This window comes from Neobacillus sp. CF12, from assembly GCF_030348765.1.
In the GTDB taxonomy this organism is placed as follows: domain Bacteria; phylum Bacillota; class Bacilli; order Bacillales; family Cytobacillaceae; genus Neobacillus.
The window spans coordinates 5,529,345-5,542,591 of record NZ_JAUCEU010000007.1; the positions used below are offsets into that span (position 1 = coordinate 5,529,345).

Annotated in this window: 12 protein-coding genes; 10 read left to right on the top strand and 2 right to left on the bottom strand. The window is 37.9% G+C overall.

Annotated elements, in window-relative coordinates; genetic code table 11:
* The first annotated feature begins 1 nt into the window (after position 1).
* The 7 genes from QUG14_RS26500 (at position 2) to spo0A (ending at position 8,729) form a co-directional block, all read left to right on the top strand.
* Complete coding sequence (locus QUG14_RS26500; protein WP_289343462.1) at positions 2-895, top strand: polyprenyl synthetase family protein; 894 nt, start codon at positions 2-4, stop codon at positions 893-895.
* 138 nt (positions 896-1,033) lie between these two features.
* Complete coding sequence (dxs, locus tag QUG14_RS26505) at positions 1,034-2,926, top strand: 1-deoxy-D-xylulose-5-phosphate synthase (RefSeq protein ID WP_289343463.1); 1,893 nt, start codon at positions 1,034-1,036, stop codon at positions 2,924-2,926.
* A gap of 3 nt (positions 2,927-2,929) precedes the next feature.
* On the top strand, positions 2,930-3,769 hold the full coding sequence (locus QUG14_RS26510; RefSeq protein ID WP_289343464.1) for a TlyA family RNA methyltransferase: 840 nt from the start codon (positions 2,930-2,932) through the stop codon (positions 3,767-3,769).
* A gap of 130 nt (positions 3,770-3,899) precedes the next feature.
* A complete protein-coding gene (ahrC, locus tag QUG14_RS26515) occupies positions 3,900-4,349 on the top strand; it encodes a transcriptional regulator AhrC/ArgR (RefSeq protein ID WP_095247167.1) in 450 nt (149 codons plus the stop codon).
* Positions 4,350-4,364: 15 nt separating this feature from the next.
* Positions 4,365-6,065 carry a DNA repair protein RecN gene (gene recN / locus QUG14_RS26520; RefSeq protein WP_289343465.1) on the top strand — a complete coding sequence of 567 codons (1,701 nt, stop codon included), beginning with the start codon at positions 4,365-4,367 and terminating at the stop codon, positions 6,063-6,065.
* A gap of 72 nt (positions 6,066-6,137) precedes the next feature.
* Positions 6,138-7,463, top strand: coding sequence for a SpoIVB peptidase (spoIVB, locus tag QUG14_RS26525; RefSeq protein ID WP_483310816.1), 1,326 nt, complete (start codon positions 6,138-6,140; stop codon positions 7,461-7,463).
* 474 nt (positions 7,464-7,937) lie between these two features.
* Complete coding sequence (gene spo0A / locus QUG14_RS26530; protein ID WP_289343466.1) at positions 7,938-8,729, top strand: sporulation transcription factor Spo0A; 792 nt, start codon at positions 7,938-7,940, stop codon at positions 8,727-8,729.
* A gap of 54 nt (positions 8,730-8,783) precedes the next feature.
* On the opposite strand, the gene QUG14_RS26535 is transcribed toward spo0A, so the two are convergent.
* Positions 8,784-8,918 carry a YycC family protein gene (locus QUG14_RS26535; RefSeq protein WP_090758317.1) on the bottom strand — a complete coding sequence of 45 codons (135 nt, stop codon included), beginning with the start codon at positions 8,916-8,918 and terminating at the stop codon, positions 8,784-8,786.
* Between the two features lie 37 nt (positions 8,919-8,955).
* Between QUG14_RS26535 and QUG14_RS26540 the strand changes: the two genes are divergently transcribed.
* Complete coding sequence (locus QUG14_RS26540) at positions 8,956-9,684, top strand: glycerophosphodiester phosphodiesterase (RefSeq protein WP_289343467.1); 729 nt, start codon at positions 8,956-8,958, stop codon at positions 9,682-9,684.
* Between the two features lie 10 nt (positions 9,685-9,694).
* Here the strand turns inward: QUG14_RS26540 and QUG14_RS26545 are convergent, their stop codons facing one another.
* Positions 9,695-9,934: a DUF2627 domain-containing protein gene (locus tag QUG14_RS26545; RefSeq protein ID WP_289343468.1), complete on the bottom strand. Its 240-nt coding sequence runs from the start codon at positions 9,932-9,934 to the stop codon at positions 9,695-9,697.
* Between the two features lie 190 nt (positions 9,935-10,124).
* Between QUG14_RS26545 and QUG14_RS26550 the strand changes: the two genes are divergently transcribed.
* Both QUG14_RS26550 and yqiS read left to right on the top strand, forming a co-directional pair.
* Entirely contained in the window at positions 10,125-12,200 is a 2,076-nt protein-coding gene (locus QUG14_RS26550) for a sigma 54-interacting transcriptional regulator (protein ID WP_289343470.1), read from the top strand.
* A 129-nt stretch (positions 12,201-12,329) separates the two neighbouring features.
* On the top strand, positions 12,330-13,238 hold the full coding sequence (yqiS, locus tag QUG14_RS26555) for a phosphate butyryltransferase (protein WP_289343471.1): 909 nt from the start codon (positions 12,330-12,332) through the stop codon (positions 13,236-13,238).
* Positions 13,239-13,247: the final 9 nt, after the last annotated feature.

Here is a 13,247-nt window from a genome sequence, read left to right on the forward strand (position 1 = left end):
TTTGAATACGAATGTTCTAGATGCTTTTACACAAGAACATAAACAACTGCTTGAATTAGAGCTTCGAACCTTGGTGGAAAAGCTGAACGCACCTCCTATTATTAAAGAAGCTATGCATTATTCCCTTGAAGCAGGCGGTAAGAGAATCCGTCCCTTACTGGTATTTGCTACCCTAGCTGCTTTTGAAAAAGACCCTAAAATGGGACTCTTGGCAGCTTCAGCTATTGAAATGATCCACACATATTCATTAATCCATGATGACTTGCCTAGCATGGATAATGATGACCTTAGAAGAGGTAAACCGACAAATCACAAGGTGTTTGGCGATGCAATTGCCATTCTGGCTGGGGATGCATTATTAACCTTTAGCTTCGAGGTAATTGGTCAAATTCCAACTGAATATGCTTCAAGTGAAAAAAAGCTGCAATTGGTGATCGAAATGGCTAAAGCAGCAGGTAGTGAAGGAATGGTGGGTGGTCAGGTAGCTGATATGGAAGGTGAAGGAAAATCGCTAACCATTGAAGAGCTTGAGTATATCCATATTCATAAAACAGGAAGACTATTGAAATTTAGTGTCATTGCAGGAGCGTTGATAGGAGGGGCAGATCAGGATCAACTTGAGAATCTATCTTCGTTTGCTCATCACCTTGGGCTCGCATTTCAAATTCGGGATGATATTCTCGACTTAGAAGGAAATCCTGAAGTTTTGGGCAAACCTGTTGGCAGTGATACCACAAACAATAAGAGTACGTATCCACAGTTGTTAACGATGGAGGGTGCGAAGGAAGCATTACAAAAGCATCTGGATATGTCTAAACAATACTTAGAAAAGACCAGGCTTAATATAAATTTGCTTAGAGAAATTGCCGAACTTGTTGCATCTAGAGATCACTAAAATAACTGGTATTTGAACATCAGGGCAATTATGATATAATTGTTGTCAATGAAAAGAACGTTGTCAATGCCGTTATCACTTTTGTGTTAGCGGCTATTTTTTACTATGTGAATACGAATGAAAGTGAGTGGTCCAAACATGGATCTGTTATCAATAAAAGACCCTTCCTTTTTAAAAGGGATGTCAAATCAAGAACTGGAGGTATTAAGTCAAGAGGTACGCCAATTCTTGATTGAAAAGCTGTCTGTAACTGGAGGCCATATTGGACCGAATTTAGGTGTTGTCGAATTAACAATTGCCTTACATAAATGTTTCGACAGCCCCAATGATAAATTTATCTGGGATGTAGGACATCAGTCCTATGTTCATAAAATACTGACTGGCAGGGCTTGCGAATTTGATACATTGCGTCAATTTAAAGGGCTTTGTGGCTTCCCGAAAAGAATTGAAAGTGAGCATGATGTTTGGGAAACAGGACATAGTTCAACCTCCCTTTCAGCTGCTATGGGTATGGTCATTGCAAGAGACTTGAAAAAAGAAAGTTCCTTTATTGTACCGATTATTGGTGATGGTGCATTAACAGGAGGAATGGCCTTAGAAGCATTGAATCATATTGGACATGAGAAGAAGAACATGATTGTCATTCTAAACGACAATGAAATGTCTATCGCACCAAATGTCGGTGCCCTTCATAATATTCTTGGGCAATTACGAACTGCTGGTAAATATCAATGGGTGAAAGACGAATTGGAATTGTTCTTAAAGAAGGTGCCCGCTGTCGGTGGAAAACTTGCAGCGACTGCAGAACGTGTTAAAGACAGTCTAAAGTATTTATTTGTCTCAGGCATGTTCTTTGAGGAAATGGGGTTTACCTATTTGGGTCCTGTTGATGGGCATGATTATGAAGCTTTATTTGAAAATTTCCGATATGCAAAAAAAACGGAAGGACCCGTCCTTCTGCATGTCATCACGAAAAAAGGAAAAGGATTTCACCCTGCTGAAAGTGATACAAAGGGTACCTGGCATGGAACCGGACCTTATAAGATGGATACAGGTGCCTTTGTTAAATCTGATAAAGCCCCACCAGCTTGGAGCAGTTTAGTAAGTGAAACGGTTCGGAAACTTGCACGTAAAGATGAGAGAATTGTAGCCATTACACCAGCTATGCCGGTTGGGTCTAAGCTAGAGGGCTTTGCAAGTGAGTTTCCTGAGAGAATGTATGATGTCGGAATTGCAGAGCAGCATGCTGCTACTGTCGCTGCTGGATTGGCAACTCAAAATATGAAGCCATTCTTAGCAATCTACTCAACATTTTTACAACGTGCATATGATCAGGTCGTTCATGATATTTGTAGACAGAACTTGAATGTTTTTATTGGAATTGATCGCGCAGGATTAGTAGGAGCTGACGGTGAGACACACCAGGGCGTATTTGATATTGCCTTTTTACGACACGTACCTAATATTGTGTTAATGATGCCTAAAGATGAAAATGAAGGTCAGCATATGGTTTATACCGCTCTAAATTATGATGATGGTCCCATTGCAATGAGATTTCCTCGAGGAAATGGTTTGGGTGTACCAATGGATGAGGAGTTGAAAAATATTCCAATTGGCACTTGGGAGGTTTTAAAAGAGGGCGAGGATGCTGCTATTTTAACTTTTGGTACAACAATACCAATGGCGCTAAAAGCCGCAGAAACATTAGAAAAACAAGGGATATCTGTAAAAGTGGTAAACGCTCGTTTTATAAAACCTTTAGATGAAAAAATGCTCAATGAGTTGTTCTCTAATAATATTCCTATCATGACAATTGAAGAGGCCGTGTTACAGGGGGGCTTTGGAAGCTTTGTACTGGAACATGCTCATGATAAGGGTTTTTACCAACAGGCAATTGATCGTATGGGGATACCTGACCAATTTATTGAGCATGGTGATGTTGATTCACTTCTAGAAGAAATTGGTATGACGACATCAGAAGTTGTTAGAAGAATAACCATACTTGCACGAAAAAAACAACAAAGGGCATAACCTATGAAGAATAAAGAAAGATTAGATGTTTTATTAGTTGAAAGAGGATTAGCAGAAACCAGGGAAAAAGCAAAACGTTCAATCATGGCAGGTCTAGTCTATACAAACGAGGAACGTTTAGATAAACCAGGAGAAAAAGTAAAAGTAGATATCCCTCTAACCATAAAGGGCAATGTACTCCCGTATGTTAGTCGCGGCGGGCTAAAGCTAGAGAAGGCATTAAAGGTTTTTGATGTATCAGTAAAGGATAAGATTATGCTCGATATTGGTGCTTCAACGGGCGGGTTTACAGACTGTGCATTGCAGAATGGTGCAAAAATGACCTATGCTTTGGATGTAGGTTATAATCAGCTTGCTTGGAAACTTCGTCAGGATGAACGTGTTGTAGTAATGGAAAGAACCAACTTTCGGTATGTTACACCAAAAGATTTGGCAGGAGAAATGCCCAATTTTGCAACCATTGATGTTTCTTTTATTTCCTTAAAGTTAATCCTACCTGTCTTAAAAACACTTCTTATACCTGATAGTGATATTGTAGCGCTAGTTAAGCCACAATTTGAAGCAGGACGTGAACAGGTTGGAAAAAAAGGCATTGTTCGCGATGAAAAAGTACATTTACAGGTAGTTAATAAAATTGTTGATTTCGCCCTTGACCAGGGATTTAATGCGGTTAATTTATCCTTTTCTCCTATCACAGGCGGAGATGGGAATATTGAGTTTCTCCTTCATCTAAAATGGATAGGTGAGCAGGATAAAGGTCAAAATTTACTGCCAATCGAGCCATCACAAATTGTGAAAGACTCTCATCAAGAATTTAAATCCAAACAGGATATGGAAGGATAAGCATATGCTATCCTTCTTTTTTTTTGCAAAAAATAATAATTGTACTTCCTAGGCAAAATGGGCTAACATATGGGTATAAGCGACATTTTTGTACAAAATACGTAAATGTTCTAATTACGAGGTGAATAGATTGAATAAAGGGCAGCGCCATATAAAAATCAGAGAAATTATCACCAATAATGATATTGAAACACAAGATGAACTTGTTGATGAACTAAAAAGTGCTGGGTTTAATGTTACTCAAGCTACTGTTTCACGTGATATTAAGGAACTTCACTTAGTTAAAGTACCATTACTAGATGGAAGATACAAATATAGCCTTCCAGCAGATCAACGTTTTAATCCATTGCAAAAATTAAAAAGATCGTTAATGGATGCATTTGTTCGAATTGATTCGGCTGGTCATTTGCTAGTAATGAAATGTTTGCCTGGTAATGCTATGGCAATTGGAGCATTGCTTGATAACCTTGACTGGGAAGAAATATTAGGAACCATCTGTGGTGATGATACCATTCTAATCATTTGTCGTACACCTGAAGATACAGAGACAATTACAAATAGGTTCCTTGACATGCTTTAATAGGGGGGATGTACCTTGTTATCAGAATTATCAATTAAAAATTTTGCCATTATAGAGGGCCTTTCCATTTCGTTTGGCAAGGGGCTGACTGTTCTAACGGGAGAAACCGGTGCAGGGAAATCAATTATTATTGATGCTATTCATCTGTTGGTAGGTGGTAGAGGATCAGCCGAGTTTGTTCGTCATGGGGAGGAAAAGGCAGAAATTGAAGGTCTTTTTCAAATTGATGACCAGCATCCTTGTCATTCAAAAGCAATTGAGTTTGGAATAGAGATCGAGGAAGGTATGGTCGTTTTACGAAGAGACATTTCACGTACTGGCAAAAGTGTATGTAGAATTAATGGGAAGCTTGTAACCATTTCAACTCTTAGGGAAGTGGGTTCGACTCTAGTTGATATACATAGCCAACACGAACACCAAGATTTAATGGATGAAAGCAGACATTTACCATTGCTTGACCAATTTGGGTTTGAAGAAATATCCCATTCTCAAGCAGAATACCAGGAAGTATTCCATCGGTATGAACAAACATTTAAGAAGCTTAAATCATTAAGTGAGAATGAGCAGAAAACTGCACATCGTCTAGATTTAATTCAGTTTCAACTTGATGAAATCCAAAAAGCAAACTTAAAACTTAATGAAGATGAATTACTTTTTGAAGAAAAAAGAAGGCTTGCTAATTTTGAACGCGTTTTTGAGGCCGTTCAGTCAAGTTATAATGCCTTAACAGGTGAGCAGAAGGGTCTTGATTGGATCAGTATGGTGATGGGTGGACTTGAAGATGCTGCCACCTTGGATTCGACTTATAGAGAAATATATGAATCCGTCATGAACAGTTTTTATCAATTAGAGGATGCTTCACGTTTTTTAAGAAATGAACTCGATGGATTAGAATATGACCCGCATCGTTTAAATGAAATTGAAGAAAGACTCAATGAAATTAATCAATTAAAGCGCAAATATGGAAAAACCATTGAAGAAATTTTAGTATATGCCGCGAAAATTGAAGAAGAAATCGAAACATTGCTAAATAAGGAAACACATATAGGGCAATTAGAAAAAGAACTTACTTCAATTAAAAAGGACTTGACCCTCGAAGCTAAACAACTAACAGAACTGAGGAAACGCTGGGCAAAAAAACTAACCCAATTAATACATAATGAGTTAAAAGAGCTATACATGGCAAAAACGGTCTTTGAGATTCGGTTTGAATCCATTTTGCCACATTTTACACAAAACGGTGTTGATCATGTCGAGTTTTTTATTTCCACGAACCCAGGTGAGCCTTTAAAGCCATTATCTAAGATTGCCTCTGGCGGTGAACTTTCACGGATTATGTTGGCGTTAAAAAGTATTTTTTCGAAGCATCAGGGTGTTACCTCTATCATCTTTGATGAGGTGGATACAGGTGTAAGCGGCAGAGTAGCTCAATCCATAGCTGAAAAGATCTACAAGGTTGCAGTGGATTCTCAAGTATTATGTATTTCACATCTGCCACAGGTGGCTGCAATGGCAGATACCCATTTGTTTATTTCCAAAATCACGAAAGGCGGTCGTACCAAAACTTCGGTAAGTCCACTCAGTTTTGGTGAAAAAATAAAGGAAATTGGTCGGATGATTTCTGGTGTTGAAATTACTGATTTAACAAAAAAACATGCAGAAGAACTGTTGTTTTTAGCATCTGAAAATAAAAAAATTGAAAAGCTTCCCAATTAGGGGAGCTTTTTTATGTTGTATCAGGTTATAAATGGTGCAGATACAGGCAAAATTAAAGATGTAGCCATTTCGATGAAGAGTGAAACGCAAACGAGGAGAGTGAAGATTTTGAAGTTAGAAATAATTAGAAAGATCATTGGTGGAATTCTCCTTGTTTCATTAATCAGCGTTCTTTTTTTTCAGCCATTTCAGCAGTACCTTGATATACCAAAGACCATTACAGTCTTTGAAGGACAAGATTATACTTTCCAAAAGGCTGTACCGGTGGCAGCCTCTTTAGTATCTCACAATTCAACTATCACACTTGAACAGGATAAAAACAATGTTTCATTATTAGCAAGCGAAAATGGTAACGAAGAAATGCTTTTAGAATTTGCAGGAATACCCGTTAAAAAGGTCGATGTTAATGTTCTAAAGGATTTCAGAGTAAAGCCAGGAGGGCAATCCATTGGTGTTAAATTAAACTCGGTTGGCGTATTGGTCGTAGGCCACCATTTAGTTAATACAGAGGATGGAAAAAAATCTCCAGGAGAAATAGCAGGAATCAAAATAGGTGATATTATCACAGAAATCAATGGAAGTAAGATTGAAAAAATGACAGATGTGGCACCCTTTGTACAAAATGCAGGACAAAGTGGGAACGCATTAGATATGGTTATTACCAGAGAAAGCGGTAAATTTACGACGAAACTTACTCCACTCAAAGACAAGGGAGAAAACTCCTACAAACTCGGGTTATATATCCGTGATTCAGCAGCAGGAATTGGAACTATGACATTTTTTCATCCAGAATCTAAAAAATATGGTGCCCTAGGGCACGTAATTTCCGATATGGATACAAAAAAGCCAATTGTAGTTGAAGATGGTCAGATTGTTCGTTCTACTGTTACATCTATTGAAAAGGGAAGTAACGGTGATCCAGGAGAAAAGCTTGCACGATTTTCATCGGACAGAGAAATAGTTGGAAACATCACAAAAAATAGCCCCTTTGGAATATTTGGGGTGTTAAATAAAGAGTTAAAGAATGGAATTTTGGATAAGCCGCTGCCTATCGCCTTATCTCATCAAGTTAAGGAAGGGCCAGCAAAAATATTAACAGTCGTCAATGATGACAGGGTAGAAGAATTTGAAATTGAAATTGTAAGCACTATCCCGCAGAAATTTCCAGCAACAAAAGGCATGGTTATCAAAGTTACAGATCCAAAACTTTTAGAAAAAACTGGTGGAATCGTTCAGGGAATGAGCGGAAGTCCAATTATCCAGGATGGAAAGATTATTGGAGCAGTAACACATGTCTTTGTCAATGACCCAACCTCTGGTTACGGAGTACACATTGAATGGATGTTAAATGAAGCAGGAATTAACATATACGAAAAACCAAGAGAAAAAGCGAGTTAATAATTGAATTGAGGTTTAAAACAGAATAGGCGACTTCGCCTATTTTGTTTTTGTATTAGGTTGTGTTAAATAATATTTTAACGTTGTAACTATGTTGATTTGTGCGGAAGGCGCGAGACTCCTGCGGGATGTACGGGGCAGTGGAGACCCCACAGACGCTTAAGCGTCGAGGAGGCTCCACGGACCGCCCGCGGAAAGCGAAGTGCCTGGAGCACAAATCAACTGGCAGTATAACACAACCTAAGTAAAGATTTTTCGACAGAAAGCTGGAATAACTTGTCATATATGCGAATTAAGTCGAAATTCAAAGAAAAACAAAGAAAAGATAAGATTTTATCACTATTTTAAGAAATATTAAAAAAACTAGAGGAATTTTAGTTGCATTGTCGAATTTCTAATTTAGAATAGAATTAAGAGAATAAAGATAAATGATAAATAGAGACATGACCATTTGGATTTGAGGAGGAAATAAAGGTGAAAAAGATTAAAGTTTGTGTCGTAGATGACAATAGGGAATTAGTGGGGTTATTAGAGGACTATATTTCGTCCCAAGATGATATGGAAATTGCAGGAATTGCTCATAATGGTCAAGATTGTTTAGAACTTCTTGAATCAACGGATACAGATGTACTCGTTTTAGATATTATCATGCCTCATTTAGATGGTTTAGCGGTTCTAGAACGCTTAAGAGAACTGAAAAAAGGTGCAATACCGAATGTTATTATGCTGACTGCATTCGGGCAAGAAGACGTTACAAAAAAGGCAGTAGAGCTTGGTGCATCCTATTTTATTTTAAAGCCTTTTGACATGGAAAACTTAGGAAATCATATCCGCCAAGTTAGCGGCAAAAGCAGTCAAGTTAGCCGCAAGTCCACAACAGGTAACTATCGTACACATACTGAACATAAACCAAGGAATTTAGATGCAAGTATTACAAGCATTATTCATGAAATTGGTGTTCCAGCACATATCAAAGGGTACCTATATTTACGTGAAGCGATTTCAATGGTCTACAACGATATTGAATTACTTGGCTCTATTACGAAGGTATTATATCCGGATATTGCAAAAAAATATAACACCACGGCAAGCCGTGTTGAACGTGCGATCCGTCACGCCATCGAAGTAGCTTGGAGCCGTGGAAACATTGATTCCATTTCCTCTTTATTTGGATATACTGTAAGCATGTCCAAGGCAAAACCTACAAACTCAGAGTTCATCGCTATGGTTGCCGATAAACTGCGCTTAGAGCATAAGGCCTCTTGAAGAGATCAATAATAGGAAGAAAAAGCCTTCATTTTTTGAATGAAGGCTTTTTTTCTACTTTTCTTTTTCTAGTTCCATTAATTTTTGAATAAGTATATGCTGAGGCATATGCATAAGCTGTTCTAACGGAACATTTAATTTTTCGGCAAGCTTGATGGCCGTTTCAGGTGATAATTGTAAAGGTTTCATTGTAGATCCTCCATTTATTTAGTAAGGAAGTGATAGTATGACCCAGATTTTTGCCCACCGAGGATATTCTGCTGCCTATGCAGAAAATACCATGAGTGCTTTTATTGCAGCTGAGAACGCAGGTGCAGATGGCTTAGAACTTGATGTCCAATTAACGAAAGATGGTGAAGTGGTTGTCATTCATGATGAAAAGGTTGATCGGACTACAAATGGGAAGGGCTTCGTCAAAGATTTTTTGTTTAAAGACTTACGGACTTTTAATGCGAATAAAAAAGGTGTTAACAATGAGCCAATTCCATCTTTAATTGAAGTTCTAGAATGGATGCAGTCCAATGACCTTGTTTGTAACATTGAACTGAAAAACGGAATTATTCCTTACGAAGGAATGGAAGAAAAGGTGATACAACTTGTTCGCAAATTTGGCTTGAGCAATCGGATTATTATTTCGTCTTTTAATCATTATAGCATTGTCTTGAGTTATCGATTGGCAACAGAAATTGAGACAGCGCCATTATTTAATGAACGAATTTATATGCCATGGGTCTATGCGCAATCCATTCGAGCAAGAGGTATTCATCCAAAATTAGCCTCGATATCGGATAATATAATCATAGGTGCGATGGAGAATGGAATTGAAGTTAGACCATATACTGTTAATAAAGAGGCGGACATCAAAAGGCTTATGAATATTAACTGTACCGCGCTAATTACTGACGATCCCGTGAAAGCCATTAAAATTAGGAAGCAATTTGAAAAGAGACCATGATGGCCTCTTTTTATTTTGTATTCTTAAATCGAGCCTGTACCTTATTTCTTTTTCTGTCACGATGAAAAATAAATCCGGCAACAAATCCTAACCCACCTAAAAAGAGTACGAGGCCTAAAAGAAATTGCAACCATAAGAAGGGAATAGGGCTTAGGAGAATACCGAATGTCATATCGCGCATTAATTTAATTCCGAACCCAGCTAAAAACCCTGGAATAACTAATATAAGTAGAGCAACTATCCGCTTCATAATTTAATCCTTCCAATACTTTAATCAATTTCAAAGAGTGATACCCTCAAGAAAAATATTAGTACAAAGATAAAATTTGTCAAGGTAACTAAAAAAATATAAAATAGATAATGAAAAATATTGCATGTTTTTGGTGATAATAGTGTGAAAAAAATTTCTGTTTTTTCAATATTTTAAAGGGGCTCAAAAAATGCAGAATGTCATGATTGTGGGTGCCGGAAAAGGCGGTACAGCGATTCTTAAGTTGCTTACTGAAACAGAGGTTCTTCATGTTAAGGTTGTGATTGACAGAAACTTAGATGCACCGGGTGTCATTTTAGCACAGACAGAAGGAATTAAAACCGGTACTGATTGGAAGCCATTTTTAAGTGAAAATATCGATATTATCATTGAAGTTACTGGTGATGAACAGGTGTTTCAAGAATTAAGAAACAGCAAAGACAAGAAAACTGTACTAATACCTGGAAGTGTTGCCTTTCTTCTTGCAAGGCTCCTTGAGGAAAAAGAAGAATTCATTGTTAAATACCAAAATGCCTCACATCAACAGGAACTAATTTTTAATGCAACAAATGATGGAATGTTGGTTATAGATGCAAAAGGCTCTATTAGTTTATTTAATCGTCGTGCAGAAGAAATGACAGGGGTTCATCGTGACCAAGCAATTGGGAGATATGTGGTTGAAGTGATACCTGAAAGCAGACTTCCTCAAATCCTAGAAACTAGGAGAATAGAGACAAACCAAGAAATGGTTTTAGGGAATGGTCGAAAAATTATTACCACACGTATTCCTATAATCGAAGAAAATGGAACATTAATTGGAGCTTTTGCTGTTTTTAAAGATATCACTGAAGTGGTGAATCTTGCTGAGGAAATAACCGATTTAAAAGAAATTCAAACGATGCTTCAAGCAATCATACATTCTAGTGATGATGCCATTTCAGTAGTAGATGAAAACGGAAGAGGTATCCTCATTAATCCGGCCTATTCCCGGCTTACTGGCCTTACACAAGAGCAGGTTATTGGACAACCAGCAACAGCTGATATCTCTGAAGGTGAAAGTATGCATATGAAGGTACTTCAAACTAGGAGAGCAGTCCGTGGAGTACCGATGAGAGTAGGAGCGAATAAACGGGAAGTCATCGTTAATGTAGCCCCAATTATTGTAAAAGGGAAATTAAAAGGTAGTGTTGGGGTTATTCATGATATGTCCGAGATAAAGACCTTAAACAGAGAATTAAACCGGGCAAGGCAAATCATCCGTACACTTGAAGCGAAATATACCTTTGAGGATATTATCGGCAGTTCGGAGGAAATGACGCTTGCGATTGAGCAGGCTAAGTTAGGCGCAAAAACACCAGCAACTGTTCTTTTGCGTGGGGAATCGGGCACTGGCAAAGAATTGTTTGCACATGCCATACATAATGCAAGTGACCGAAAATACAATAAATTTGTTCGTGTAAATTGCGCTGCAATATCTGAGTCGCTTCTAGAAAGTGAATTATTTGGGTACGAAGAGGGAGCTTTTTCTGGGGCGAAACGGGGAGGCAAAAGCGGCTACTTTGAAGAGGCCAATAACGGAAGTATTTTTCTTGATGAAATTGGCGAACTATCAGCCAATACACAGGCAAAACTGCTAAGGGTTCTTCAAGAAAATGAAATCACTCGAGTGGGTGGGACAAAGCCGATTTCGATAAATGTTAGAATCATTGCTGCAACCCATGTGAATCTTGAAAAAGGAATTGCAAAAGGTTCTTTTAGGGAAGACTTATACTACCGTTTAAATCGTATGCCAATACATATACCTCCTTTGAGGAATCGAAAAGAAGAGATTCCTGTTTTATGTGAAAGGCTAATTCAAAAAATTAATCGTGATTACGGCAGAAATGTAGAGGGTGTTACCCAAACCGCAATACATAAATTAATGCATTATGATTGGCCTGGAAATGTACGGGAACTCGAGAATATTTTGGGCAGGGCGATGATCTTCATGAATTATAACGAAACATTCATTAATATACATCACCTCCCTGATCTAAGACCAACAAAAACAGACAATGAACCACGAATTGTTGTTCATAATCAAATAGTTCAGCAAGATCGTTCCTTATCCGAGATGATTGAAGAGTATGAAGTTGAGATTATCCAGCAAACACTTAACAACTTAAACGGTAATAAAACGGCAACTGCTAAAGCGCTAGGACTATCAGTAAGAAACCTTTATTATAAGCTAGAAAAATACAAACTTGAAAATAATAGCATGCAGTAATTTTCATAGTAAGAAAAAAACTGCACTAATTATTCCTGGTGTAAAGCGTTTTCATTAAATTTAACTTGGCACGAATATTGCATATTACTATTATGGAGTTGCAGCTGAAGAGAAAGGGTTGATGACAACTTGTTGCTTGAATCACTGATTGACAAAGCAACCCAACTTGAGGGTAACACGGTAGCAGTTGCTGTGGCAGAAGATGAAGAAGTACTTGAGGCAGTAATCGAAGCGTTAAACCGTAACCTCGCGGATTTTATATTATTTGGTGATAAAGAAAAAATTAATACCATATTGAATCTTAATCATCTGGATTCAAAAAAATGGAGCAAAAAACTAAGTGTTGTTCATGCTGATTCGAATGCTTTAGCTGCAGAACTAGCTGTAAGGGCTGTATCCAATAAGGAAGCCACTGTCCTCATGAAAGGGAATATCCCTACAAGTGTCCTTTTAAAGGCAGTCTTGAATAAGGAATTTGGACTAAGAACGGGAAATGTGTTATCACACGCAGCTGTTTTTGAAGTTCCAGATTTTGACCGGTTTATTATTGTTACGGATGCGGGGATGAATATTTCACCTGATTTAGAGCAAAAGGCACAAATTGTTAAGAATGCTGCAACACTGGCTAGGGCAATTGGAATAGAATATCCTAAAGTTGCACCAATTGCAGCCGTAGAAGTAGTAAATCCAGTTATGCAAGCAACTGTTGATGCTGCTGCATTAAGCATGATGAATAAACGCGGCCAAATTACAGGTTGTATTGTAGATGGTCCGTTAGCATTAGATAATGCCGTTTCTGCTTTGGCTGCTGAACACAAAGGGATTCATAGTGAAGTAGCGGGAAGAGCTGATATTCTATTAGTTCCCACCATTGAAGTTGGAAACGTCTTATATAAGTCATTAATTTATTTTGCAAAAGCAAAAGTCGGAGCTGTTATTGCAGGTGCAAAGGCTCCAATCGTATTAACCTCTAGGGCGGATTCGGCAGAAAGTAAGTTATATTCACTTGCACTGGCCATCTGCTCTGTAACTAAATAGATTTTTTCG